This is a genomic window from Roseovarius sp. TE539 (assembly GCF_003298505.1).
Taxonomy (GTDB): Bacteria; Pseudomonadota; Alphaproteobacteria; order Rhodobacterales; family Rhodobacteraceae; genus Roseovarius.
In genome coordinates this window covers 19,949-41,480 of the sequence record NZ_QNGB01000030.1, presented here as the reverse complement: position 1 = coordinate 41,480, position 21,532 = coordinate 19,949, and the positions used below count along the sequence as shown (strand labels likewise).

At 68.3% G+C, this 21,532-nt stretch carries 29 protein-coding genes and 1 pseudogene; 6 read left to right on the top strand and 24 right to left on the bottom strand.

Annotated features, from left to right (window positions below; translation table 11 throughout):
• Positions 1 to 120: 120 nt before the first annotated feature.
• The 11 genes and pseudogenes from DQW77_RS15235 to DQW77_RS15195 all read right to left on the bottom strand — a co-directional run.
• A pseudogene (locus DQW77_RS15235) lies at positions 121 to 2,121 on the bottom strand (glycoside hydrolase TIM-barrel-like domain-containing protein); the annotation flags it as partial.
• Between the two features lie 9 nt (positions 2,122 to 2,130).
• Entirely contained in the window at positions 2,131 to 2,565 is a 435-nt protein-coding gene (locus tag DQW77_RS15230) for an NlpC/P60 family protein (protein ID WP_113259082.1), read from the bottom strand.
• Positions 2,562 to 3,446, bottom strand: a complete 885-nt coding sequence (locus tag DQW77_RS15225) for a DUF2163 domain-containing protein (RefSeq protein WP_113259081.1) — start codon at positions 3,444 to 3,446, stop codon at positions 2,562 to 2,564. Before DQW77_RS15225 ends, DQW77_RS15230 begins: the two co-directional genes overlap by 4 nt.
• Positions 3,443 to 3,685, bottom strand: a complete 243-nt coding sequence (locus DQW77_RS18070; RefSeq protein WP_147094988.1) for a hypothetical protein — start codon at positions 3,683 to 3,685, stop codon at positions 3,443 to 3,445. The genes DQW77_RS15225 and DQW77_RS18070 overlap by 4 nt, the downstream gene beginning before the upstream one ends.
• Before the next feature lie 110 nt (positions 3,686 to 3,795).
• The gene (locus DQW77_RS15215) at positions 3,796 to 4,026 is read right to left on the bottom strand and encodes a hypothetical protein (protein WP_147094987.1); all 231 of its coding nucleotides are present in this window, start codon (positions 4,024 to 4,026) and stop codon (positions 3,796 to 3,798) included.
• A gap of 3 nt (positions 4,027 to 4,029) precedes the next feature.
• The gene (locus DQW77_RS15210) at positions 4,030 to 4,689 is read right to left on the bottom strand and encodes a lysozyme (RefSeq protein WP_113259078.1); all 660 of its coding nucleotides are present in this window, start codon (positions 4,687 to 4,689) and stop codon (positions 4,030 to 4,032) included.
• 4 nt (positions 4,690 to 4,693) lie between these two features.
• Positions 4,694 to 4,825: a hypothetical protein gene (locus DQW77_RS18625; protein WP_258523876.1), complete on the bottom strand. Its 132-nt coding sequence runs from the start codon at positions 4,823 to 4,825 to the stop codon at positions 4,694 to 4,696.
• Positions 4,818 to 5,165 (bottom strand): hypothetical protein, encoded by a 348-nt coding sequence (locus DQW77_RS15205; RefSeq protein ID WP_113259077.1) that lies wholly within the window; start codon positions 5,163 to 5,165, stop codon positions 4,818 to 4,820. Before DQW77_RS15205 ends, DQW77_RS18625 begins: the two co-directional genes overlap by 8 nt.
• A gap of 120 nt (positions 5,166 to 5,285) precedes the next feature.
• Positions 5,286 to 5,912, bottom strand: coding sequence for a DUF2460 domain-containing protein (locus DQW77_RS15200; protein ID WP_113259076.1), 627 nt, complete (start codon positions 5,910 to 5,912; stop codon positions 5,286 to 5,288).
• A 61-nt stretch (positions 5,913 to 5,973) separates the two neighbouring features.
• Positions 5,974 to 6,129, bottom strand: coding sequence for a hypothetical protein (locus DQW77_RS18255; protein WP_181711292.1), 156 nt, complete (start codon positions 6,127 to 6,129; stop codon positions 5,974 to 5,976).
• A gap of 2 nt (positions 6,130 to 6,131) precedes the next feature.
• Positions 6,132 to 8,573, bottom strand: a complete 2,442-nt coding sequence (locus DQW77_RS15195) for a phage tail tape measure C-terminal domain-containing protein (RefSeq protein ID WP_113259075.1) — start codon at positions 8,571 to 8,573, stop codon at positions 6,132 to 6,134.
• Between the two features lie 69 nt (positions 8,574 to 8,642).
• Here DQW77_RS15195 and DQW77_RS15190 point away from each other — a divergent pair, with 69 nt between their 5' ends.
• Together DQW77_RS15190 and DQW77_RS15185 are read left to right on the top strand one after the other, a co-directional pair.
• Positions 8,643 to 8,855: an AbrB/MazE/SpoVT family DNA-binding domain-containing protein gene (locus tag DQW77_RS15190; RefSeq protein WP_113259085.1), complete on the top strand. Its 213-nt coding sequence runs from the start codon at positions 8,643 to 8,645 to the stop codon at positions 8,853 to 8,855.
• Positions 8,855 to 9,235, top strand: coding sequence for a type II toxin-antitoxin system VapC family toxin (locus tag DQW77_RS15185; protein WP_113259074.1), 381 nt, complete (start codon positions 8,855 to 8,857; stop codon positions 9,233 to 9,235). The genes DQW77_RS15190 and DQW77_RS15185 overlap by 1 nt, the downstream gene beginning before the upstream one ends.
• On the opposite strand, the gene DQW77_RS15180 is transcribed toward DQW77_RS15185, so the two are convergent.
• From DQW77_RS15180 to DQW77_RS15170, 3 genes are read right to left on the bottom strand one after another with little or no spacing between them, the layout of a single operon-like run.
• Positions 9,225 to 9,443 (bottom strand): hypothetical protein, encoded by a 219-nt coding sequence (locus tag DQW77_RS15180; RefSeq protein WP_113259073.1) that lies wholly within the window; start codon positions 9,441 to 9,443, stop codon positions 9,225 to 9,227. The two genes, DQW77_RS15185 and DQW77_RS15180, sit on opposite strands and share 11 nt — an antisense overlap.
• A gap of 23 nt (positions 9,444 to 9,466) precedes the next feature.
• Positions 9,467 to 9,922 (bottom strand): hypothetical protein, encoded by a 456-nt coding sequence (locus DQW77_RS15175; protein ID WP_113259072.1) that lies wholly within the window; start codon positions 9,920 to 9,922, stop codon positions 9,467 to 9,469.
• Positions 9,922 to 10,863 (bottom strand): phage tail tube protein, encoded by a 942-nt coding sequence (locus DQW77_RS15170; protein WP_113259071.1) that lies wholly within the window; start codon positions 10,861 to 10,863, stop codon positions 9,922 to 9,924. The genes DQW77_RS15175 and DQW77_RS15170 overlap by 1 nt, the downstream gene beginning before the upstream one ends.
• Positions 10,864 to 11,051: 188 nt before the next feature.
• Here DQW77_RS15170 and DQW77_RS15165 point away from each other — a divergent pair, with 188 nt between their 5' ends.
• Positions 11,052 to 11,477 (top strand): BLUF domain-containing protein, encoded by a 426-nt coding sequence (locus DQW77_RS15165; RefSeq protein WP_113259070.1) that lies wholly within the window; start codon positions 11,052 to 11,054, stop codon positions 11,475 to 11,477.
• A gap of 52 nt (positions 11,478 to 11,529) precedes the next feature.
• Here the strand turns inward: DQW77_RS15165 and DQW77_RS15160 are convergent, their stop codons facing one another.
• Complete coding sequence (locus DQW77_RS15160) at positions 11,530 to 11,952, bottom strand: acyl-CoA transferase (protein ID WP_113259069.1); 423 nt, start codon at positions 11,950 to 11,952, stop codon at positions 11,530 to 11,532.
• 132 nt (positions 11,953 to 12,084) lie between these two features.
• Here DQW77_RS15160 and DQW77_RS15155 point away from each other — a divergent pair, with 132 nt between their 5' ends.
• Complete coding sequence (locus tag DQW77_RS15155; RefSeq protein WP_113259068.1) at positions 12,085 to 12,399, top strand: HPF/RaiA family ribosome-associated protein; 315 nt, start codon at positions 12,085 to 12,087, stop codon at positions 12,397 to 12,399.
• Positions 12,400 to 12,449: 50 nt separating this feature from the next.
• Here DQW77_RS15155 and DQW77_RS15150 read toward each other — a convergent pair whose 3' ends face one another.
• The 5 genes from DQW77_RS15150 to DQW77_RS15130 form a co-directional block, all read right to left on the bottom strand.
• Complete coding sequence (locus DQW77_RS15150) at positions 12,450 to 13,082, bottom strand: DUF6441 family protein (protein ID WP_113259067.1); 633 nt, start codon at positions 13,080 to 13,082, stop codon at positions 12,450 to 12,452.
• A gap of 21 nt (positions 13,083 to 13,103) precedes the next feature.
• Positions 13,104 to 13,415, bottom strand: coding sequence for a hypothetical protein (locus DQW77_RS15145; protein WP_113259066.1), 312 nt, complete (start codon positions 13,413 to 13,415; stop codon positions 13,104 to 13,106).
• Between the two features lie 5 nt (positions 13,416 to 13,420).
• Positions 13,421 to 14,443 (bottom strand): major capsid protein, encoded by a 1,023-nt coding sequence (locus DQW77_RS15140; protein ID WP_113259065.1) that lies wholly within the window; start codon positions 14,441 to 14,443, stop codon positions 13,421 to 13,423.
• Between the two features lie 42 nt (positions 14,444 to 14,485).
• Positions 14,486 to 14,866 (bottom strand): head decoration protein, encoded by a 381-nt coding sequence (locus DQW77_RS15135; RefSeq protein WP_113259064.1) that lies wholly within the window; start codon positions 14,864 to 14,866, stop codon positions 14,486 to 14,488.
• A gap of 110 nt (positions 14,867 to 14,976) precedes the next feature.
• Positions 14,977 to 16,431, bottom strand: a complete 1,455-nt coding sequence (locus DQW77_RS15130) for a S49 family peptidase (RefSeq protein ID WP_113259063.1) — start codon at positions 16,429 to 16,431, stop codon at positions 14,977 to 14,979.
• Positions 16,432 to 16,511: 80 nt separating this feature from the next.
• On the opposite strand from DQW77_RS15130, the gene DQW77_RS15125 reads away from it, so the two are divergent.
• On the top strand, positions 16,512 to 16,763 hold the full coding sequence (locus DQW77_RS15125; RefSeq protein ID WP_113259062.1) for a type II toxin-antitoxin system PrlF family antitoxin: 252 nt from the start codon (positions 16,512 to 16,514) through the stop codon (positions 16,761 to 16,763).
• Positions 16,760 to 17,158 (top strand): PIN domain-containing protein, encoded by a 399-nt coding sequence (locus DQW77_RS15120; protein ID WP_113259061.1) that lies wholly within the window; start codon positions 16,760 to 16,762, stop codon positions 17,156 to 17,158. The genes DQW77_RS15125 and DQW77_RS15120 overlap by 4 nt, the downstream gene beginning before the upstream one ends.
• A 3-nt stretch (positions 17,159 to 17,161) precedes the next feature.
• Here the strand turns inward: DQW77_RS15120 and DQW77_RS15115 are convergent, their stop codons facing one another.
• The 4 genes from DQW77_RS15115 to DQW77_RS15100 are packed head-to-tail and all read right to left on the bottom strand — an operon-like array spanning position 17,162 to position 21,435.
• Positions 17,162 to 18,658, bottom strand: a complete 1,497-nt coding sequence (locus tag DQW77_RS15115; RefSeq protein WP_113259060.1) for a phage portal protein — start codon at positions 18,656 to 18,658, stop codon at positions 17,162 to 17,164.
• Positions 18,658 to 18,867 carry a phage head-tail joining protein gene (locus DQW77_RS15110; RefSeq protein ID WP_113259084.1) on the bottom strand — a complete coding sequence of 70 codons (210 nt, stop codon included), beginning with the start codon at positions 18,865 to 18,867 and terminating at the stop codon, positions 18,658 to 18,660. Before DQW77_RS15110 ends, DQW77_RS15115 begins: the two co-directional genes overlap by 1 nt.
• 2 nt (positions 18,868 to 18,869) lie before the next feature.
• Entirely contained in the window at positions 18,870 to 20,927 is a 2,058-nt protein-coding gene (locus DQW77_RS15105; RefSeq protein WP_113259059.1) for a phage terminase large subunit family protein, read from the bottom strand.
• Complete coding sequence (locus DQW77_RS15100; protein WP_113259058.1) at positions 20,875 to 21,435, bottom strand: hypothetical protein; 561 nt, start codon at positions 21,433 to 21,435, stop codon at positions 20,875 to 20,877. Before DQW77_RS15100 ends, DQW77_RS15105 begins: the two co-directional genes overlap by 53 nt.
• Between the last annotated feature and the right edge of the window lie 97 nt (positions 21,436 to 21,532).

The following is a 21,532-nucleotide window of genomic DNA, read 5'->3' as shown; positions in this document are numbered from 1 at the left end:
AACCAGAAAAAGCAAAGCCCACAGACGAGCCTGCTATATGGGGGGCGCTCGCCTGTGGGCTTTGCTACCCCCCAGGTGGGTCATTTTTAAATGATCACGATGGGTCAGTTTTGAATGCAGATTGACACCCCGGTCGATGGCGGGACAGCCCAACTCGGTGAACCAGATCGGCTTGGATTGCGGCGCCCACGCCGTCGGCGTCGCGCTCTCCACGCCACCGGGGCGGTTGTAATGCGGGTTCGACCACCAGGCGCGCAGATCCTTGTAGCGGAAGACCCACGGCTTGGCCGCGGCACCGTCGGTGATCGGGGTGCGGATCTGCGCCGACCGATCCGCCGCGCTGGCATAGAACCAGTCGAAGCCTTCGCCGCCCGCGATGTTCGCCTGCAGGTAGGCCCGGTCGTAGATCGCGGGCCAGCCCTCGGCCGCGTCGGCGTGCTCGAACCCGTCACGCCAGTCGGAGAGCGGCATGTAGTTGTCGATGCCGATGAAATCGACATTGCCGTCGGCCCAGAGCGGATCGAGGTGGAAGAACACGTCGCCGCTACCGTCGCCCGGCTGGTGTCCGAAGTACTCGCTCCAGTCGGCAGCGTAGCTGATCGCCGTGCCCGCCCCGAGGATCGAGCGGACGTCGGCCGCCAGATCGCGGAAGGCCTGCGCCGACGGATAGGCGTTGGCCCCCGAGCGGATCGTGGTCAGCCCGCGCATCTCCGTCCCGATCAGGAAGGCGTCAACCCCGCCGGCCGCTGCGCAGAGATGGGCGTAGTGCAGCACCATCCGGCGCAGGCCCCAATCGCCGGGCGCGCCGCTCCAGGAAACCGTCTCGCCCGAGACGGCGAAGTCGGACGGACTCGCCCCGCCGAAGAAGGCCGCGACCTGGCTTGCGGCCGTGGCGGTCTTGTCCACGGTCCCGGCGAAACCAGCGGCGGGCGAGCAGGTGATCCGCCCCCGCCAGGGGAATGCGGGCTGGCCGGTCTCCGCGGCGTTGTCGGAATAGGGGTTCGGCAGCGTGTTGCCGGGCGGCACGTCCATCAGGATGAAGGGATAGAACGTCACGCGCAGGCCGCGGGCCTTCATCTCCTTGATCGCCTGGACCACGGCGAAGTCAGCCGGCGTGCCGCCATAGACGGGCCGGTCCTCGTCGTCACGACTGACGAGATGGGCGGCTGAGCGTGAGACACCGTTGACGAACCAGGTCTGCGGGCTCGTCGTCTTGGCCGACACTTCCACGCCGGGTCGGATCGTGCAGTCGCCAGCGCGCAGGTCGTTCCCGAACCAGGCGACCACGAGGCTGACGCTCTCCACCTTCGGTGCCATGGCCTGCAGCCGGTCGAGCGCCACCACCATGTCGGCGGTGTCCGAGAGCGCGTTCAGGTTCTCAGGCGTCTGCGCCCCGTCGCTGCCCTTGCGGATGCCCGTCGTCGCGTAGGTGAACTCGCCCGAGGCCGGGATCATGGTGACGGCGCGGGTCAGCCCCTCGGCCGTGTCGGGATCGGCCAGCGGGCGGAACACCTCGAAGGAGAGCTGCGGCAGGCGGTTGCCGTAATTGCCGAGCGGCAGGTCCTCGAAGACCACGTAGGCCGTGCCGCGATAGGCCGGCGTGTTTGTGGCGCCCATCTTCGCGGCGATGAACGGGTCGGCGGTCTGGGCCTCGTCGCCCGGATACCAGCGCCAGGTGATCCCGGCGGTGTCGAGGAGCTTGCCGTCGGCCCAGATGCGCCCGATACCGGTGATGGGCCCCTCGCAGAGCGCGACGGCAAAGGAGGCGTAGTAGAGATACTCGGTCGTCTTGACCTTGCCGCCCCCACCGCCGCCCTTGCCGCCGCCCTGCGTGGTGGTCCTGGTCTCCTCGCGGAAATCCGTCGCCCAGATCACGTTACCGCCCATGCGCATCCGGCCGTAGACGCGCGGGATGACGGCACCCTCGGTCGAGGACGTGATCCGGAGGCTGTCGAGCCGCGGCCCCTCGATGCGCTGGGTGGGCGCAAGCGAGGACACGATCCAACTGTCAACGACGGACCCGATGGTCGAGCCGACGAAGCCGCCGATGGTCGCGGCGCTGACGCCGAGGATCGCCCCGCCGATGGCGGCGCCGGCCGCGCCGAGAACGAGGGTGGCCATGTGTGGAAATCAGCGTTGCGGGAAGAGGAAGGCGAAGGCGATGCGCCGCCGCCAGGACGGCTTGAGCGGTTCCTCGATGACGCCGAGCCGCTCGTAGGCATGGAGGAAGGAGCCGGGGCCGGTCAGGATGCCGACATGCTTGGCGATGGCTCGCGGCATCATCCGGAACAGCACCAGCGCGCTGGGATCGGCCTCAGTGGGCGGCACCTCGATCATCATGGTGCGCGCGCCGTCGGCCAGCACCTCACGTGGTCCGGTCTCGCCCCAGTCGCGGCTGTAGGGCGGGATCGGGAACGGCTCGGGGCCGACGACCTCGCGCCAGACGCCGCGCGCGAGGCCGAGGCAATCGCAGCCGACGCCCCGCAGGCTCGCCTGGTCGTGATAGGGCGTGCCGAGCCAGGTCCGTGCGATGGCGATGACGCGGGTGGGATCGGCCGGGTTCACAGCACGCCCCCGTCGTGACCGCCGTCATTGGTCGCGTAGCGCAGGATCGTATCCTGGCCGGGGATGTGCGGGAAGCCGCGGAAATTGGCGGTGTTGGCGAACTTCGCGCCGCAGGTCTCGATGCGCTTGTCGCAGCCCGCGCGGATGGTGAAGGCATCGCCCTCGGCGATCGCGCGCACCGGCGCTTCGAGCAGGGTCAGGATCGCCACGCCGTCCGTTACGTCATGGCCCAGCACCTCAGTGCGCCGGCCTGCGTTGGCGCCGCTGGACCATGCGATGGTGCCGAAAGTGAACCAGCCCGCGTCGAAGCCGCCGATTCCCGAGGCGGTGAAGGCACGGTCGCGCAGGAGATCGATCACGGCGCCCGTCCCCTTGTAGACGGGATCCTCCAGATCGACGCCGCAGCGCCCATCGCCAAGCGCGGCGTCGCAGGTCGCCTGAAATGTCCGCCCCACCGTCTGGCCCAGCACATGCGCGAGCGATCGTACCTCCGCGACGAAGGCCAGCCGCCCACGCCGGATCTGGCCGATGGCCCCGCGGCGCATCAGCACGCGCTGAGCCGTGTCGGCCCAGTTCGCCCGCCAGACCTCGACCTCGGCGTTGTCCCAGCGGCCGTCGAGGATGTCGGTCTCGGTGATCCGGTCCGAGGTCAGCACGCCCTCGGCGTCCTGTGCATCGACCGAGAGGTCCGAGCCCGAACGGACCTCGGACGCGGTGAGCCCGCTCTCGGGCTCGAAATCGGTGCCATCGAAGCTGAGCCTCCGGTCGTGATCGGTGAAACCGAAAGTGACGCCGTCGGCGCGGGTGATCCGCCAGCACCAGGCGAGCGTCGTCGTGCTCTCGTCGAGATGGGCCTGCAGGGCGGAATCGAGGGTCTTCATTGGCAGGTCCCCGTCATGCGGTCGTCGAGATCGGCGATCCAGACCGCCCAGTCCGGCGGAACCTCCGCGACGGTCTCGGCGGGCGGTCGGGCGAGCCGTGCCTCGGCATAGGAGGCGCAGCCGGCATTACCAACGCCCATCGTTGCGGCGCAGCCGCTCAGCAGGATCGCCAGCGCCGCGGCCATCGCGAACCGCATCGCGCCCGCGCTCGACACGCTCGTTCTTGTCTTCCATGGCATCGCGTTCGGCCTCCTGCTTGCCCGCGCGCTTCCCTTCGACGCGGCCCCAGAGCCGGCCGAGGACGACGCCCCCGACCGCGCCGAGCGCCGCGACCAGCCAGATCAGAAGGTCAGCCATCGCCGCGGAACCCGCGCTCGATCCGGTCGCGCAGGCCGATCAGGCCCAAACCGAGGAACATCAGCCCTGCGGGAGAGGCATCGCCTGAGCCCGCGAGCAGCGCGACGAGGCGAGAGAACTCCCCGAGGGGCCCGGTGGCGGGCAGCGCGAGAGACGCGATGCCGGTGAGCATGGCGAGCAGTCCCGCCCACCAGGTCATGGAATTGGGGCGAACGTAGCGCATGGATCAGGCCCTCCGGATCAGGGTGGAGACAAAGGCGGCCAGCCGGGCGAACCAGCCGGTGGGCGCGTCGGGAGCACGATCGAGGACCGGCGGCCTCGGCAGCGGCAACGGCCGCAGAAGCGCCAGAGCCTCGTCTTCGGTCAGCCGCCGTACAGGGCGCGAGACGTCCACGCGGCCCGCAGAATCCACGGACCAGACCGGGATGGGCCCGCCGGGATAGCGGCCATGGCGGAACAGGTCGCGCTCCGCCTTGCGCCGCGGAATGATCTCCGCCGGCCGCCGCCAGTTGAGGAAGGCCTGCGCCGCGGCTTCGCGGTCGCCGGCGTTCAGGTGGCGGGTCAGCGCAGCGCGGGCGATGCCGCCCGTGTTGTAGTGAAAGCTGACCAGCGCATCGAACTCGTGCGGCGCCAGCGGAACCGTCACCGCGGCCAGAACCTCGGCCTCGTAGGTCGCGAGGTCGGCGCGGAAGACGCGGAACGCCTCGCGGATCCCGGCGCCTAAATCGGCGGGCATGCCGCGGGACATCGCCGCAGGGTCGGGCGGCCCGGCCGCGGCCGTATGGCCGATGCCGAAGGTCCAGGTGCCGGTGGAATCGCGGTAGGGCGCGGGCACGACTCCTTCGTGCCCGGCCAGGGCCAGCAGGCCCCGCTCGGTCATCTGCATGGGATTACTCCAGAAACGAGAAGATCAGGATCAGCGCCGCAACGGCGAGGCCAACGCGCAGCCGGTGCGCGAACCGTGTGCCGGGATCCTCGCACCCGGTGCGCAGCGCGCGGGCAAGGCGGAGAAACTCAGTCATCCTTGCGCCCCTTGGCGGCGCGCAGCCGGGCGAGGACAACCTCGATGAAGGCCGGGCCGAAAACGCCGACGAGGTAGGCAGCCGAGCCGGCCGCTCCCCCGGCCGGGATCGCTTCGGGCGGCAGCCGCAGCCAGGCTGTGATGACGGCCATGGAGAGACTGCCCATCCCGGCCGCGATCAGCCCGCCGAGGAGGATGTGGCGCAGCGCATCCCGCAGGCGCATCTTCGTGGTCAGCGCGTTCGTGGCACCGCCGAGCGCACCCCAGGCGGCGAGAATCACGGCGGTGGATGTGGCAAGTTCCCTGAGGACCGCTGCGATGAAGCCGGATCCGTCATTCATGGCGGATGCCCCGCGGTCTTGAAGTTTGCATGAGGTCGCGCAGCACGGCTGCGCCGGTGAGCGGGGACCGTGGCGCCGTCCTTCGGACCGCCGCGTTAGCCCCGCGAACGCCGGTGTCGTTCATCGCCGGATCTCCAGAAGCGGAATGGAGGTGATCGAGCCGAGCCGCTCGAGGTCGAGCGTCACGTCGAGCGCGTCGGTGTCAAACCGGACCGGCACGTCGAAGGCGAAGCCGGCGATGACCGCGACGCCCGCGGCTGGGGCGGTATCGAAGGTCACGACCCCGGTGGTCATGTCGATGGACCAGCCCGACATCTGCTCAATGCCGCCGAGCGCGACGCGGACGCTGCCGGCCACGGGCTTGGCGATGGCACGGGTCCAGGATTGCGCGCCGGAGCTGTAGCGTTTCAGCAGCGCGAATTCCGTGAGGCTGCCATTGCCCGTGCCGATCTCCTGGTCGGTCGGCGAGATCGCCGCGGACGGCAGGCCCGACTTGTAATCGCCCCAGTCCTTGAAGCGGAAGCCGTGCAGTCGGCCGTTGCGCGCCTCGAAGAAGGCGACGACGGCGGCGAGATCGTCGGCCCGGCGGATGCCGTAGGCGACATCATAGCGCCGCCTGCTGTTCGCCCAGCTGGCGTTCCGCTCCTCCTCGCCCGATGCGAGCTCGACGATCTGTGTCCGCCGCTCGGGCCCGCCACGCGCGCCACGGCTGATGTTGTCCGGAAACCGGACCTCGTGAAACGCCATCAAGTCTCTCCGTGGTTCGCGCTCTGGCCCCCGCAACCGGTTCCCACTTGCGGGGTCGCACTCACATGCCCCTCCGGCCCATGGCCACCGCGCGCGAGATGTCGGCGTTCGGCCGGCGAAACGTCCACTGGACGTTCCGCTCTTCGGCCTCACCCTGCGTCCGCGACTGCCGGAAGCTCTCGTTGTCGCCCCCTTTCTTGATGATCAGGCAGAGCATGGTCACATCCCCCTGCGCCCAAGCGAAACTGCCCGAGAAATATCCGCAGCCACTTGTGTCCTTGATTGCCGGAAGCTCTCGGCGTCGCGGGTCTGGATCGAGATGTTGACGATCGTGGCGGCCTCGCGGTCGCGGCGCGGGGCGTCGTACTCGCGGGTCTGCCGGCGCGAGAGCACCCGCTCGCCGCGCTGCAGGATCGCCGGCACCTCGTCGGGTTTGAGCCCGGCCATGCCGCCGCCATGCATGCGTGGGGCATCCGCAAAGGCCATGGCGGGGACCCTGCGCGCGGGGCCGGCGGCGCCGGCAAGGCCGCCGGCGTGCAGGACATCCGCGAATATCCCGCCCGCCTTGCCGCCCAGCGCGCCCGACAGCGCATTCGCGATCGGGCCGAGGATGAAGCGGCGTGCGGCGAGCTTGGCGAGGTTCGCCAGCAGCGAGGTAACCAGGTCGCGGACCTTCAGCTTGCCGGTCTTCACGAATTCGCCCACCGCAGTCTCGGCCGAGCGAAAGGCGCCGACAAGACTCTGGCCGATATCGCCGCCGATCTCGCGTGCCCTGCTGGCGTAGTCTGACAGTGCCGCGGTGACCGCCTGCCAGCCAGTGACGGTGGCCTCGGTGTCGGGCTTAGCTGCGGCAGCGGCAGCCCTGGCTGCAGCCCCAGCCCCGGTGGTGGCGGTGCCGGCCTCATTGAGCGCGGTTTCCAACCGCTCGGCCGCACTGGTGGCCTTTGTCAGCGCGTCCGCGCCATCCTCATCGCTGCCGCGCACCGCATCCCGCAGCGCCTGCCAGCTTGCCAGCGGTGCGCGGGCGCTGTTGGCGAGATCCCGCGCCACCCCACGATAGAGGTTGGCGGACTCGAGCGCCTCAGTTGCGGCGCCGGCGAGCCCGAGATCGGGGGCCGTGAGCGCGTTGTCCTCGAAGGCGCGGTCGAAGGCCTCCTGGGCCGCCGTACCGGCCGCGCTCGCCGCGCCCTCGAAGCGGTTCTCGATCTCACCGAGGTCCAGATCGGGCACCACGGAGATCCGTCGGTCCGAGCCCAGCGCTTCCAGCCCGGTATTGATGCCGCCGATGAAGCCATTGATCCGCGAGACCACGCCGTTGAGCATCGCCTCGACCCCGTCGACCAGGCTGTTTGCGGCCTGGAAGGCCAGATCACCGATGGCAGCAGGCAGCAGGCCCCAGGTGGCCTTGATCGCCTCAAAGGCGCCTTCAAATGTGTTCACGGCCGTGTTGCCGAAGCCCACCACGCTTTCGATGGCGCTCTGCATGCCGGAGGCGGCGTCGGCCTTGAGATCGAAGAACATTGCCGTGGCGGCGGCGCCAGCGGCCGCGGCCCCGGTCTTGATGCGCTCCCAGACCTCGGCGGCAACACCTTTCAAGAGCCCCATCGCCTCGCCAAAGCCGCCAGCCCCCTGCACGAGGCGCGTGAACTGGTAGACCAGCTCGCCCGCACCGACGATCAGCGCCCCGATACCGGTGCGGATCAGCGCACCGCGCAGCACGACCAGCGCCGTGGCAAGCCCGCGGACCGACAGCGCCGCGGCGGCCATGCCGGCGACCCAGCGCCCGGCCAGGAAGGCGGCGAAGGCGCCGGCAATGCTGGTGAGCCGCCCCAGGTTGGCAAACAGCCCCTGGATGGCCTGGCCCAGCGGGCCTGTCGTCCGCGCGACCGCCGCGATGGCCTCAGCCACGGTTTCCAGCGCGGGGGCGGCTGCGATGGCCAACTGGTTCGACAGCCCGCGCCAGACCAGCCCCAGCCGCGAGATGGCGTCATTGGTCCGCTCGATCCGGGCGGCGTCCTGTTCAGACACCACGACGCCGAAGGCGCGCACGTCCTCTGTCGCCTGGCGCAGTGTCGCACTGTCGATCCGCGCCATGGCGATGGAGCCTTCCTCGCCGAAAAGCTGGCCCGCGACGGCGGCGCGCTCGGCGGCCGGCACGAAGTCCTCGATCGCTGCGTTGATCGCACCGACCCGCTGGTCAAGCGGCAGCGCGATCAGATCGGTGGCCGAGAGCCCCAGACGGTCCAGCGCGTCTGCGGCGGGGCCTGTCCCGGCGGCCGCCTGGCTGAGACGGCGTGTCAGGTCCTTCGTGGCCTGCTCGATGCCGGACATGGCCACGCCGGCCAGTTCGCCCGCGCGCTCCAAGGTCTGGATCGAGGCGACGGTAGTCCCCAGCGACTGCGCCAGCTTGGCCTGCGCATCGACGGTTTGCAGGCCCGAGCGCACCATCGCCACGCCCGCCGCCGTGGCAGCCGCGACGGCGGCGGCGGACGCCACGCGAACCCGGCGTGCAAAGCCCGCCAGCCGCCGGTTTGCCGCCTCCATCTCCTGGCTGAGCCGACCGAAGCCGCGCTTGCCGGCCTCGCCCACGCCCTCGAGCTCGGCGCGCACCTGCCGCCCGCCCGTCGCCGCGAGGCGGACGCTCACCCGTTTCTCGGCCATGGGCATGATCCTTGAATTGCCAGTGCGCCTGTCTTACGTTTGGCGCATCGATAAATTGAAAGTATGAGCATGGCCGAGACCGCGACCCTGTCCTCGAAGTTTCAGATCTCGATCCCCAAGGCGATCCGCACGGCGCAGCACTGGGAGGCCGGGCTGACCTTCGCGTTCATCCCGAAAGGGATGGGCGTCCTCTTGGTGCCGGTGCCGAAGCGGGAGACGCTGAAGGGCCTCGCGCGCGGCGCCGCGCCGACCGACTATCGCGACCGCAGCGATCGGGTCTGATGATCCTCGTCGACACATCAGCCTGGATCGAGTGGCTGGTCGGATCGCCGACCGGCGACAAACTGGCGCCGCAGCTGCCCGAACAGCCCGAGTGGCTGGTCCCGACCATGGTTCAGCTGGAACTGGCCAAATGGGTGACGCGCGAGGTCGGCGAGGACAAGGCAGACCAGGTGATTGCCTTCACGCAGGTTTGCACTGTCATCCCGCTCGACACCGAGATCGCGCTGGCGGCGGCGGAGGTGTGCAGCGCCCACAAGCTGGCGACCGCGGATGCCATCATACTCGCGACCGCCCGTGCACAGGGGGCTGCCTTGCTGACCTGTGATGCGCATTTCGACGGACTGCCCGGCGTCACCCTGATCGAGAAGATCAAGGACTGACATGCGGGTCGCCATTCGCCTCCAATTGCGCGTTCAACTTGACCACCATCACCGCCTCGAGGACGGGCAACAGCTCGGCCATGGCCAGAGGTGGCACGCCCAGCGCGTTGCCGAGTGCGAGTGCTGCCGACATGTCCCAGCCGATCACCGCGCGGGGCTGCACGCGCAGCTGGCCACCGAGCCGCCCGACCAGGTCCCAGACCTGCATGCCCTCATGGGTAAGCGGTCGGTTCAGCCGCGCGGGGCAGTCTTCGCACGCCGTTTGGCCGGCTTCGCCGGGTTCGCAACCCTCGCAGTATCTGTCGCCCCCGCCGAAGGACCACTCGGCGAGGGCGCGGAGGCGTTTTTTTCCTGCTCCAGCAGCAGGCCCCTGGAGACGTAGGCGAGCTGGAAGGCCTCGAAGATCGGCCAGATGTCCAGAAGTGCGTCGATGGCCTCGGGGATGGGCTCGATGGGGTTGCCCTCGGCATCTCCCACGCCCTCCCAGGCGAGCACCGCACGCCGCGCCAGCGCCTTGGCGAAGGCCATGGCACGTTCCTCGTCGCCGGTGTCCTCGGGCACCGCCTCCACCTCCGGGTCGCTGCGGGTGGCCACCATCAGCGCGGTGGTCAGCGGGCGCAGCTGCACCCGGACGCCGGGGCCCAGGTCATGCCAGCGGGGCGCGTTGGTCAGATCGAGCGTGAGCATCAGTAGTCCTCAATGTTGTTGATCAGGATGGCGGTGCACATGCCGTTAGCGGTGGCATCCCGTGCGGCCTGCCAGTCGAAGGTCGCCTGCACGCCCTGCGGCCCGTTGATCTCGATGCGCGGGCGCGGGAGATAGACGGCGTGCACGGTGAAGGTGAAGCTCTCGCCCGATGGCAGGCTGTAGGCGAATTCCATCGCGCAGGGCTCGCCATTGATGGCCTGGTCCACCAGCACCTGATCGGCAAACCGCACCTCGATCCGGCCGGTCAGGGCGGCGATGCTCGGGTCCGCCCCGTCGATGCGTCCGTCCGCGCGGATGGTCTCGATCCGGTCGAGATTGTTGGTATAGGTGATCTCGGCGGAGACCACGTTGCCGAGGGCCGCGCCGTTGCGGGTGATCGCCCCGTTGAAATGGCCGAAGCGCTTCAGCTCGAGCGCGGCGGGTGTGCCTGAGCTGGTGGTCGTGCCCACCGTCTCGCCTTGCGCCACCAGCCGCGCAGTCGCGGTCAGAAGCCCCGAGCGCTGCATCTGCCAGGTGATCTGGTCGAGCACGCAGCCGGAATACATCGCATAGCGCGGCACCTCGGGCATGCCGGTCTCGATCGACAGGCTGGGCAGCGTCCATGACCCGGACTGGAACTCGTGGCTGTACGGGGCCTCCGTGCCTGTGGTCGTCGGCGCACCGAAGGCCGCCTTTAGCCAAAAACCGAAGGCCTCGGCGTCGATCGGCACCACGACATCGCCATCCGACGTCACCGCGTCCTTGATCGGCGCCAGCGGATCGCGGCCGTAGCCCAGCAGCTCGCTGTTGAGCAGCGGTTGCTCGGCGCCGAGCGAGGTGCTGGCGAAGGGCATCCTCGTGAAACCGCCCGTCGGCGGCGTGCCATAGGTCGTCTCGAACGCCAGCGCCATCTGCGCCCGCGCTCCCTGGGCTCGTGCCATGGTGGTCTCCTAAATCTCATGAGTTGACAGGCCCGGAGGACCGGGCCGCGTTCTTGACAACACGACGGGATTCCCGGCCATCCGCCGCTGATCTGAGGAGCTCACTTGGTCTCCTCTTGAGTCGGGCATCACCAAACCTCTACAATGTCAGCACGGTCTCTGGTTCTGCCTCGTGCAAAGGAACGACCATGCAACTTGCCCGGCTCATCTACGCGTCGACCCATGACGGCCTCGCCATCGAGGCGGTTGACCGGATTCTTCAGAAATCCCGCGCCAACAACGAGCGCGACGGCATTACAGGTGCATTGATCGTGGGCGAACGGAGCTTCATGCAGCTTCTGGAAGGTGACAGATCCAGGGTTGCTGCGTGTTTCATGCGGATCATGCAGGACGATCGTCACCGCGACATCAGGATCATCTTGGCCGGGGATGTCGAAAACCGCTCTTTCCTCGAGTGGAGCATGCATCTGATCAATGCTTCTCGCATCAAGGAAGAGATCCTGTCGCGCTACCTGATAGATGGCCAGTTTGATCCGGCGCGCATGTCGGAGGCGGCCATCAAGGACTTGTGCCAGGCCCTGTCCGCAGGCGACTGGGAAAAGGAGGCCGCCTGACATTCAGCGCAGGGTCGCGAGCGACTGCGCGAGCTTGCAGGCCCGGTCACATTCAGCTGGCCAGCGGATCGGACGTCGAATAGTGCAGCACCACCGGGATCACGGCCGCCTTCAGGCTCGCCGCGCCCTCTACGGCCAAATCGACCGGGCGCGGCGCTTCCGCCTCGACCCAATCGCAGAGGCCGCCCAGCGTGCGGTCGGCGGCGAGCGCTGCGCCGATGCTGGCGGTCAGCGTGTCGAAGGCGGCATCACGGTCGGCGCCCTGAACCACCGCCTCGATCTCGGCCCGATGCTCGTAGTGGTAGCGCAGAGGCGACAACGTCACCTCCGGCTCCCCCGGCTCGCCGTCGCGCAGGATCAGCAGGCCCTCGGCCGGCACGCGCTCGGGCAGCACCTCGCCACGCAGGGCGGTGGCGGGCAGTGCCGAGAGCCGCGCATGCAGCGCGGCGAGAATGGTTTCGCGGGGTGTGGGCAACGCTGGTGGCATTCAATCCTCTCTCAAGCTATCAACGCGCTCGCGATTTTATTTGTCGCGCAGGTGCAATTGCTCTGGATTAATCATCTTCGTGGCTTTTCATCGTAGGTCAGCACTCAAAGGAGAATCGTCATGCAATTCCAACTGAATACCGACGCCAATATTCAAGGCGATGACCGACTCGCAGAAGTGGCCGAAACGATTGTCACGACGGCACTGGGGCATCTGAGCAACCGACTGTCACGGATCGAAGTTCATCTGGCCGATGTGAATGGTGCCAAGGGCGGGGACGATGATATTCGCTGCACCGTCGAGGCGCGGCCCGAGGGAATGCAGCCGCAGACGGTCACCCACAATGACGCCAATGTCGATGCGGCCTTGCGCGGTGCGGGTAAGAAAATTCGCTCCCTTCTGGAAAGCGAATTCGGCAAGCTGGATCGGCGATGAAACATTTGGCCTGAATTGGGCGTCGAGAGATCAGGATGGGTCTGCGCCAATCAAGAGCGTCCCTCCGCCCACTTCGCCAAAATCAGCCGCGGCACGCTGTCATGCGCCCGCTCGGCGTCCCGGTCCAGGTCCAGCCGCTTCGACAACTTCACCTGCGGGACGAGAAGGAAGATCGGCGCGGTAACCTGGTTGCGTCCTGTCTTGGCGCGCGAGGCAACCGCGGTGCCGCGAGTGTTGATCCGGGCGCGGTCGGCGACGAGCAGGCTCGGCCCACGCCGTCGATAGACGAACCGCAGCCGCAGGCCGCGACGCCGCTCCCATTCTCCAGGCGTGAGCCGTGCCCCACCGCGACCGCGCCCGGCGGCTGGCAAAGGGATTGCGAGCCAGAATCCGCTCTTGGAGCGGATCAGCGGGCCGGTGTCGTGCGCGCTGATGATGTCTGGCGCTTTCGACCAGACCAGCGCGGCGGCGTTCAGGCTGGGTTGGCCCTTCGGATACTGCGCCGACCGGATGGTGCGGGAAAGACGCTGGCCCAACCCCGCGCCAGTGATCTGCCGGCGCCAGTCGGCCCTGAGGCCGGTCCCGGCCTCGCGGATGGCGGCGGTGACGGCCCTTTCGCCCGCGGCGATCTCGGCGGCCATCATGGTGGCCAGATCGGGTGTGACGTCGAGTTTGAGTTTCATCGTCCCCTCCGAATTTGGCTGTCATGCTGGCCGCAAATCCACCGTCCAGACCAGCCGCTCGCGGTCGCGGACGGGCTCGCCCTGGACAAGGAAGGCCTCGCCGTCGATCTCGAGGCGATCGCCCGGGCGCGGATTGGGCACTTCGGCCACGCGCAGATCCACACGCGTGGTTTCCGACCAGAGCCGCGCCTCGCCAAACCCGGTGGTGTCGTCCGCGCGGCGGACAACCACGCGGACGAGACGGGCGGCGCCCCCGTCCGGCGTGTAGACCGCGTCGCGGGCCATGTTGGGATCGCCGAAGAGCGTGTCGATGACCGCTGCAAAGATGGACATGGACGTCAGTTCGAGCTGTGCAGGCGGAGGGCCAGCCGCGGGCGCTTGTTGACCGGCAGGATCGAGCTTTCCGTCATCAGATCGATCCAGCGCCCCTTGGCGTCGATCATCTGACGCGCATAAAGCGGCAAGCCGACGGTGTTGGCGGTCTCCAGCAGGTTGGCCGGGCCGCCATAGGTGGTGAAGGTATCAAAGGTGCCCAGCGGGAATGCGATGCCCTCGCCCGCGGGGATCAGTCGTTCCGAGGTGCCGTTCGAGAGGGTGACGGAGCCGTTGTATTCCTCGAAGAGGATCCCGGCGAAGGGGAAGGCCCGGCGCATGTCGTCGCGCAGGGGCTGGCCGCCGGTGGCCGAGTAGAACTTGTAGGCGTCCTCGGTCTTGGGATGGCTGATCAGCTTGTCGAAGAACTCCGAGCTGACCAGCGCATGCGCGGTGGTCATGGTCTCGCCCAGAAGGTTGTCCTCGATCCCGCGCAGCACGGTCCGGACCTTGCCCTGGACATTGGTGCCCGCGGTGCCGAAGACGAAGTCGACGGAGATCCGGGTGAGCCCGAACTCGGTGAAGTAGTCGTAGAGCGTGGTGCCCGCGCCGTCCTTCACGATGCCGCGCAGCGCGTTCATCTCCATGTATTCGCGGGTCTGGGCATGCTTGCGGCGCATCAGCGTCAGCTTGCGGTTCATCACCTCGACCAGAGGATCGGCCGCGTCCGAGACGCCCAGCGCGGGCATGCCCTGGATATCTGCGGGCAGGATGACGTCGTCGTGGGGGATCCAGGGCAGCGCGAAGCTGCGCATGGAGCGCTGCTCGCGGTCGCCGACCGTGGCGGGGGCCCCGAGCGGGACCGAGGGCAGGAGGCTGAGAACGCCCTCGCGCTGCTCGATGACGATGGAGCGTTGGGTGACGCCTTGATATCGAAAGAGGCCGATCTGGCCGAGGCGGGTATAGAGATTGGGCAGGATATTGATGGCCTGCGTCATCTCGGCGAGCGAATAGCCGCCCGTGTCGAACGGGTTGCGGGTGAGGGTCATGGCAAACTCCGGGGAAAGAGAGGGGGGAGGCGAACGGCCCAATCAGGCCGTGTCACGGACAATGAGGCCCAGCGCGGTCAGCTGACCGATCTTGGTGGTGATCTTGGCCGCGTCATCGACGCTGCCATCATAGGCGAGAGCCGCGCGCGACAGGATGGCGGGGCCGCGGACAACGACGATCCCGACCGCATCGGACAGGGTGGCATCGACCGCGAAGAGCAGCACGGCCGCCGCGGTCTGCGCGCCGTCGGTGCCGCCCGATGTAGCCAGGGTGTACTTGCCGCTCGCCGTAATGCGCGCCAGCACCGATCCCACGGGATAGGCGGTGCCGGCGAGCAGGGTGACGGTCTCGCGGGTGTAGTTGGGATTGACCTCGTATTTGAGGACGTCGCCCATGGTGGGCGGTTGGGTCAGGACAGTCATGTCTGGGATCCTTCAGGGCCAGGAGGAAGAAGGCCCCCGCCGGGGCGGTGCGGCGGGCGACCTTCGGGTCTGTGGTGTGTTGAGAGGTTGGGTGAGGCGCAGGCCGGGCGTCAGCTGCGCTTGCCCGCGGCTGCGTCCCGCTTTGCCGCCGCGATGAGCGGGCTTTCCGTCGCCTGTGGCAAGGCTGGCGCCGGCGGGGCCGCCACGACATCGCGCGCGTCGGCGGCGGCACTGGCGCGGTCGAGGACGAGGCTGCGCAGGGCCTCGGGCGTGGTGCCCTCGCGCAGGGCTTTCGCGGCGTCGATCGCGATGCCGAGCCGCCCGGCCTGCGCCGCGATCTCGGTGATTTCCGCCGCCTCCTGGCGCAGCCGCGCCGAGACCTCGGCCAGATTGCCCGGCTGCGTGGCGGGCGGTTCCGATGCCGGTGTGGTTGCAGGCGGTGCTGCGGCGTCGGGGTCCGATGCGGCGATGGTGGCTTCGGAGTATGCAGACGTAGCAGGAATGTCGATCTTCGTTTCGCTCGCATCCTCCTGTCGCACATCACGTGCCTCCTTATCCTGCGGCGTGGTATCCTGGTCGGGCGCATGGGCCATGGCGGTCTCCTTTCGGGGTTTGGGAAGGGATGCGCGTTGCATGCGCGCAGATGTGGAACCGGACGTGCGCGCTACTTGTTCGCGGAAGGCGCCGAAGCCACTCCCGAGGTCGGTGACCTCGTCGGCCAGACCCGCCTCGACAGCATCGGTGCCGCGATAGGTGGCGGCTTCGGTGGCCAGTGCGGCCTCCTGGCTCAACCGCCCGGCGCGCCCGGCCGCGACGGTCTCTGCAAAGAGGACCCGCAGCACGTCGATCTCGCGCTGGATGTCGCCACGCACATCGTCGGCCAACGGGGCGTAGGGGTTGCCATCCACCTTGTGCTGGCCGGAATGGATCAGCGTGACCTGCACGCCCGCCTGGTCGAGCTTGCCGCTGAGATCGGCATGCATTACGACAACGCCGATGCTGCCCAGTGCGCCGGTGCGCGGCAGCAGGATGCGGTCCGCTTGGCTGGCGAGCGCATAGCCGGCCGAGAAGGCGTGTTCGGCGACGAACGCCCAGACCGGCTTGTCGCGGCGCAGCGCGCGGATGCGGTCGGCCAGGTCGAACACACCGGCCACCTCGCCGCCAAAGCTGTCGATCTCCAGCGCGACACCACGGACCGACGTCTCACTGGCGGCCGCCTCGATCTGGGCGGCGAGTCCCTCGTAGCTGGTCTGACCCGAGGACTGGCCGATCCAGCCGCCGCGATGGATGAGCACGCCCGAGATCTCGATCAGGGCGATGCCGTCAACCAGTGGAAAGGGCGCCTCGCCGTGCTGGTGGAAGTTCTCCGACAGGCCGTTCGTCAGGATGCTGGCACGGGCGGGCAGCGCGGCGTCCCCTGCACCTTGTGCCTCGAAGCCGTCAACAACATCGATCTGCCGCCCGAGAACCCGCGGCCCGAGGCCCGACAGGAACGCCATGGCCTTGATTGGGTCGACCAGCAGCGGCGTGTTGAAGGCGCGCGCGGCAATGCGGGCATGGAGCATCAGGGTTGGTCCTCGGCTTGACTTTGCATTCCCAATACCTGCGTGGTAAGGAGAACTATGGTTTTGTAAGGAGTGCGCCGATGCATGAATCGACAGTTACGGTTAAAGGCCAGACCACACTGCCCCGGGATGTCCGGGCAGCCCTTGGTCTCGCGAGCGGTGACCGGGTGCGCTATGTGATCCTCGACGGCGAGGTCCGCATCGTGAAGGCGCGGTCGGTCAATGACTTGCGGGGCGCCCTGGCGCGGTCGGGGCAAAAACCTGTTTCGCTGGACGCGATGGACGAAGCGATCGCTGGCGGTGCTGAAGAGAGCGGAACGTCTGGCGCATGATTGCGCTCGATACCAATGTTCTGGTGCGCTTCCTCGTGCAGGACGATCCCGAACAGGCACGCATCGCCAATACCGTTATGGACCAGCTGACCGATGCGGCTCCCGGATTTGTTGGCCGGGAGGTTCTTGTCGAACTCGTCTGGGTGCTGGAGCGCGCCTATGGCTACCAGCGCGTCGACATTGCCGCTGCGCTGGATGGCCTGTTGACGTCGATTGAACTGGAGATCGAGGCGGCCGATGAGGTGGGCGTGGCTGTCGACCGCTATCGCAACGATGGCTTCGGATTCGCCGATCTGATGATTGCGGCCGCCGCCCGGCGCGCTGATGCAAGCGAACTGTTCACGTTTGATCGCAAGGCGGCGCGCCTGCCGGGCGTGCGTTTGCTTACAGCGTAAGACCTATCCTTCTTCGCTATCCTCGGGAGTGTCCTTTACGTCCGCGGCGTCACTGTTGGTCGCGTCATGGTCCGGGTTTTCGCCTGGCATGACCGTCGCACCCTGCGCCGGCGATCCCGGCCGGCGGAAGTCGAGGCCCAGCGCACGCTCGCGGGCGTGTTCCGCGGCGATCTCGCGATCGACCTGCTCGGCGTCATAGCCGCGCTCGGCAATGGCCTGGGTGCGGGATTTGAGGCCCGCCTCGATCTGGGCGATCTCGGCATTGGCGTCCTTCAATGGGTCCACCCAGTCCCACTTCGTGGGCAGCCAGTCGGCGGTCAGCAGTCGGGACCGGTTGGCTTCGTAATCCGGCAGGGCCAGCGCGCCCGAGAGCACCGCGGCATCCATCCAGCGGGCATAGACCGGGCGGCAGAGCTGGTAGACCATGACCGAATGCTGCCAGGCCGACACGCGGCGGCGGAACTCGATCAGGGCGAGCCGTGAGTTCGAGAAGTTGCCCTTCACCATGTCATTGGCGAGGTACGGATAGGGGATGCCCAGCGCCGCCGAGATCTGCAGCAGCGTGCGGTACTGGAACGGCTCGTAGGTCGCCCCGCTGTCGGCGGGCTGGCCGACTGTGACATCCTCGCCCGGATCGAGCCGCACGATCTGGCCGGGGCTGACCTCGAGGCCGGCATCGCCCGCCTCGTCCTCGGGCGGGGCCAACGGGGTCTCCGGCGCGGGCGAAGTCACGAACATCGCGTACATTGCCGCAACCTTTTTGCGGTCAAGCTCGGCGTCATCATACTGGTCGAGCAGGAAGAGCTTGACGATCGCCGGGGCAAGTTTGGAGACGCCACGCAGCTGACCGCCCTCGACCGGGTCGATCACGTGGATGATCTCTGACGCCGGCACCCGGGTGAGCGCGCCCGCGAGCCCCGGGTCTGTGCTGTCGCCGGGATGGCGGCGCAGGAAGTGATAGGCGACGCGCCGTCCGATGCGGTCGAACTCGATGCCCTGGCGGATGGCATTGCCGTTTGCCGCCGTCCCGCTCTGCTCCAGCGGGAGCATTTCCGCGGGCAGCATCTGCAGCTGCAGCGGCACGGCCAGCCCGTCCTCCGGGCGGCGTGGCCGGATGCGGAAGAACACCTCACCGGCGATGAAGACCTCGCGCGCTGCGCGGCGCTGCAGCCCGTAGAAGTCGGTCAGCCCTTCGGCATCCGCCTCGTCCGTCCAGGCCAGCCAGAGCCGCTGCAGCTCTTCCTTTCGGGCGGGATCACTGATCTTGGAGATCGGCTTGATGCCGTCGCCCGCGGTATTGGCCGCCCAGCTTTCCACCGCGTTCACGGCATAACCGTTGTTGCGCACCAGCCAGCGGGCCCGGGCGGTGATGTCGGACCCCGAGGCGGCGATCAGCGCGTTGACATGGGCGCGGGTCGCGCGGAAACCCCGCAGACGGCGGTGGTGCTGGCCCGCATCGAACCCGCCGATGAAGGCCCCGAGACGCTGGCGCCAGGTCATCACAGATCCTTGGTCGCAAAGGGGTGCAGCACGCGGCGGTTGGTCTTTTCCAGTGCCGCAATTCGTCGCTCGATATCCGCAATCGCTGCCGCAATTTCGGCGTCCGAGCCGTAGGTCACGCTCTTGCCGTCATAGCTGACCGACCGCGTGCCGCTGTAGCGCGCAGCCAACAGCGCGCTGTGGCGGGCCTTGAGATCATCGAGGGTCATCATCACTCCATGTATCTGGGCGTACTCACCCGCCAGCCGCGCCGGCGCTGCGTCGTGATGCGCCCGGCCTGGGGCTCCTCGGCCGGTTTGTCTGGCTCGGCCTCGGAGGCGACAGCAGCCGTCTCCACGCCCGCCTGCGTCTCCAGCTGCCGCCACATCCGCGCGTCGAACCGGTCGGCGCCGAGGATCCAGGCCGCGGCGCGGGCATAGACCCGGGTATCGAGCGCCTCGTTGCGCTCGCGCATCTTCTGCCACTCCTGGCGGGCATAGCCGCGCTTGGTGCGGATCGTGACCAGCTGCTCGGCCACCAGCTGCTTGAGCCATTCGCTGTCGGCCCAGTCGGGCAGATGGACGGTGCCGGGCGGGTCCGGCAAACCGTTGGCGCGGTCTTCGTCACGCGCGCGCGCCAGCCGCAGATGGCGATAGGTCTCGGCCTTGAAGGTGGCCGTGGCCACGGTCCAGAGCCGCGCGCCGCGTTTCAGCTTGCGCCCGTTCACCGTGGCATCGACGAAGGTCGGCCCCGAGACTGGCGTCGCCCGGTTGAACCCTTCCATGCCCTTGACCGGCGCGACCTGGGCCGTGCCCTGCTGGCGCGCCCAGGCATAGACCGCCGCGGATTCGTAGCCCGTGTCGATGGCGAGCTTGGCCAGCGTCATGATCGCGCCATGCTCATGCTCCCATGTTCGGGCGAGCAGTGCGGTGAGCGCCTCCCAGCAGGCCGGATCATCCGGCCCGCCGGGGATCACGATGTGATCAACCAGCCAGCTTGTCCCGCCGCGGCCCCAGGCCCAGACATCGACCTCGATGCGGTCCTTCTGCACATCCGCGCCCGCGGTCAGGAACAGACCACCCGCGGGGATCCGCGCCGGGTAGCTCTCGCGCCGGTCCGCCAGCTGCTGCCAGTCCGGCGCCTCGCCGCTCTCCACCCATGTCTCGCCCAGCAGCGTGTTGCGCGCCGCCCGCAGCATCTCGTCGGAGCCCTGGGCCGCCAGCCAGTCCTGTGCGATCTGCGCCCAGCTTTTCCAGCCGATCGGCGAATAGAGCGCCGAAAGGTGGAAGCCGATGGCCCTGGCATGCGCGGGCGCGGCGGTCGCCCGCCATTCCCCGTGCTCCAGCATTGCCGTCTTGTGATGCTCGGCAATCGGCATCTCGCAACCGGCGCAGGTGTACGCAGCAGTCTCGGGCTGATTCTTCTCCCACCGCAGGCGCTCGAACTGCAGCCACTGCATATGGCCGCAATGCGGGCACGGCACGAAATACCGTCGCTGATCACTGGCCTCGAACTCGCGCTCTATGCGGGACAGCCCGCGGATCGTCGGCGTCGAGACCATGAACACCTTGCGTCGATGTGCAAAGGTCGTGGTGCGCGCTTCGGCCAGCGTGACCGGGTCGCCTTCCTCGTCGGCCGAGGCCGGGTAGGCGTCCACCTCGTCGAGGAAGATGTAACGCGCCGGCATCGAGCGCAGGCCGGTTGCCGAGTTGGCCCCGGTCAGCACCAGGATGCCACCGGGGAACTCCTTGGACAGCATCGAGTTGCCCGCGTCCCGCGAGCGCGCGGGCTGCACGCGTTCCTTCAGCGCCGCGCTGTCGGCAATCAGCGGGTCGATCCGCCCGCGCGAGGTCCGCTTGGCCATCTCCACCGTGGGCAGGACCGCCAGCATCGGCCCCGGCGCGTGGTGGATCACGAACCCGATCCAGTTGTTGCCGGCCTCTGTTGCACCGACCTGCGCGGCCTTCATGAAGGTGACGCGATGTGCCGGGTGGCCGGGCGAAAGCGAATCCATGATCTCGCGCAGGTAGGGCGTGCGCGCGGTGCGGTAGCGCCCGGGCTCGGCCGAGGCGCGAGACGACAGCCAGCGATGCTGATCCGCCCAGGCCGATACCGTGAGGTCGGGATCGGGGCGCAGGCCACGGCGCCAGGCGCGCAGGATGTCCTCCGCGCCATCGAACCCGAGATCGAGGTTTGCGGTCAGGTCGTCATCGGTCAGGCCCTCGTCAACATCTCCGTCATTCAAGCGAGACCCGGAGATCGGCCAGGGCGTCGAGCTGCTCTCGGACATGGGCTTCCAGCACCCTTTGCAGGATCGCCGCCTCGATCGTCACGGGCGTCCCGGATGCACTCTCCATATCTGCGGACAATTGCGCGGCCATGAGGGCGGCCACGCGGGTGGGCCAGGTGGTCCAGACATCGCGCTCCTGCCGGGCGAGGCGAAAGACCAGCGTCTCGGCGCGGGCGCGATCGACCAGCGCGCCCTTCTTGCGCTGGATCGCCAGCTGGCGCTCCTGCGCCTGGTAGACGGTCAGCGCGGTGCGCGCCTTGAGATAGGACGCGCTGTCGCCGGGGCCGGAGACGGGAGCGGTTTCAGTGCTGCTGCTGTCCCCAATTCCACCCCGCGCGCGCCCCTGCTGATCCGGATCGGTCATGCCGCCCCGCCGTGCATCCGACGCCGCGGCATCGATCGAGCCATCGGCAAAGAGCACCAGCCGCCCGGTCTTGCGCGCCTTCTGCACGGCCCCGCGCGAGAGCCCGGCGTGGGCGGCGTAGGCGCGCTCGCTCATACCCTCCATGGCTCTGGAAAGCTCCTCACATCATTTGAAACTGGCGGGTCGTGATTTCCCGACGGCCGGCGTGGGCGATCTGGCGCCAGGGGCCGAGCGATCATAA

Excerpts from the sequence above, each read along its gene's own strand:
- DQW77_RS15170 (WP_113259071.1), bottom strand. The coding sequence starts at position 10,863 with ATGGCACGAGCCCAGGGAGCGCGGGCGCAGATGGCGCTGGCGTTCGAG.
- DQW77_RS15225 (WP_113259081.1), bottom strand. The coding sequence starts at position 3,446 with ATGAAGACCCTCGATTCCGCCCTGCAGGCCCATCTCGACGAGAGCACG.
- DQW77_RS15130 (WP_113259063.1), bottom strand. The coding sequence starts at position 16,431 with ATGCTCCATGCCCGCATTGCCGCGCGCGCCTTCAACACGCCGCTGCTG.
- DQW77_RS15110 (WP_113259084.1), bottom strand. The coding sequence starts at position 18,867 with ATGACCCTCGATGATCTCAAGGCCCGCCACAGCGCGCTGTTGGCTGCG.
- DQW77_RS15100 (WP_113259058.1), bottom strand. The coding sequence starts at position 21,435 with ATGGAGGGTATGAGCGAGCGCGCCTACGCCGCCCACGCCGGGCTCTCG.
- DQW77_RS15205 (WP_113259077.1), bottom strand. The coding sequence starts at position 5,165 with ATGAATGACGGATCCGGCTTCATCGCAGCGGTCCTCAGGGAACTTGCC.
- DQW77_RS15175 (WP_113259072.1), bottom strand. The coding sequence starts at position 9,922 with ATGCTCACGCTCGATCTGACCAACGCGCCCCGCTGGCATGACCTGGGC.
- DQW77_RS15145 (WP_113259066.1), bottom strand. The coding sequence starts at position 13,415 with ATGTCCATCTTTGCAGCGGTCATCGACACGCTCTTCGGCGATCCCAAC.
- DQW77_RS15210 (WP_113259078.1), bottom strand. The coding sequence starts at position 4,689 with ATGCAGATGACCGAGCGGGGCCTGCTGGCCCTGGCCGGGCACGAAGGA.
- DQW77_RS15200 (WP_113259076.1), bottom strand. The coding sequence starts at position 5,912 with ATGGCGTTTCACGAGGTCCGGTTTCCGGACAACATCAGCCGTGGCGCG.
- DQW77_RS15105 (WP_113259059.1), bottom strand. The coding sequence starts at position 20,927 with ATGTCCGAGAGCAGCTCGACGCCCTGGCCGATCTCCGGGTCTCGCTTG.
- DQW77_RS15185 (WP_113259074.1), top strand. The coding sequence starts at position 8,855 with ATGATCCTCGTCGACACATCAGCCTGGATCGAGTGGCTGGTCGGATCG.
- DQW77_RS15215 (WP_147094987.1), bottom strand. The coding sequence starts at position 4,026 with ATGCGCTACGTTCGCCCCAATTCCATGACCTGGTGGGCGGGACTGCTC.
- DQW77_RS15195 (WP_113259075.1), bottom strand. The coding sequence starts at position 8,573 with ATGGCCGAGAAACGGGTGAGCGTCCGCCTCGCGGCGACGGGCGGGCGG.
- DQW77_RS18255 (WP_181711292.1), bottom strand. The coding sequence starts at position 6,129 with ATGCTCTGCCTGATCATCAAGAAAGGGGGCGACAACGAGAGCTTCCGG.
- DQW77_RS15120 (WP_113259061.1), top strand. The coding sequence starts at position 16,760 with ATGATTGCGCTCGATACCAATGTTCTGGTGCGCTTCCTCGTGCAGGAC.
- DQW77_RS18070 (WP_147094988.1), bottom strand. The coding sequence starts at position 3,685 with ATGCCATGGAAGACAAGAACGAGCGTGTCGAGCGCGGGCGCGATGCGG.
- DQW77_RS15125 (WP_113259062.1), top strand. The coding sequence starts at position 16,512 with ATGCATGAATCGACAGTTACGGTTAAAGGCCAGACCACACTGCCCCGG.
- DQW77_RS15190 (WP_113259085.1), top strand. The coding sequence starts at position 8,643 with ATGGCCGAGACCGCGACCCTGTCCTCGAAGTTTCAGATCTCGATCCCC.
- DQW77_RS15180 (WP_113259073.1), bottom strand. The coding sequence starts at position 9,443 with ATGCAGGTCTGGGACCTGGTCGGGCGGCTCGGTGGCCAGCTGCGCGTG.
- DQW77_RS18625 (WP_258523876.1), bottom strand. The coding sequence starts at position 4,825 with ATGACTGAGTTTCTCCGCCTTGCCCGCGCGCTGCGCACCGGGTGCGAG.
- DQW77_RS15165 (WP_113259070.1), top strand. The coding sequence starts at position 11,052 with ATGCAACTTGCCCGGCTCATCTACGCGTCGACCCATGACGGCCTCGCC.
- DQW77_RS15115 (WP_113259060.1), bottom strand. The coding sequence starts at position 18,658 with ATGACCTGGCGCCAGCGTCTCGGGGCCTTCATCGGCGGGTTCGATGCG.
- DQW77_RS15155 (WP_113259068.1), top strand. The coding sequence starts at position 12,085 with ATGCAATTCCAACTGAATACCGACGCCAATATTCAAGGCGATGACCGA.
- DQW77_RS15140 (WP_113259065.1), bottom strand. The coding sequence starts at position 14,443 with ATGACCCTCACCCGCAACCCGTTCGACACGGGCGGCTATTCGCTCGCC.
- DQW77_RS15150 (WP_113259067.1), bottom strand. The coding sequence starts at position 13,082 with ATGAAACTCAAACTCGACGTCACACCCGATCTGGCCACCATGATGGCC.
- DQW77_RS15135 (WP_113259064.1), bottom strand. The coding sequence starts at position 14,866 with ATGACTGTCCTGACCCAACCGCCCACCATGGGCGACGTCCTCAAATAC.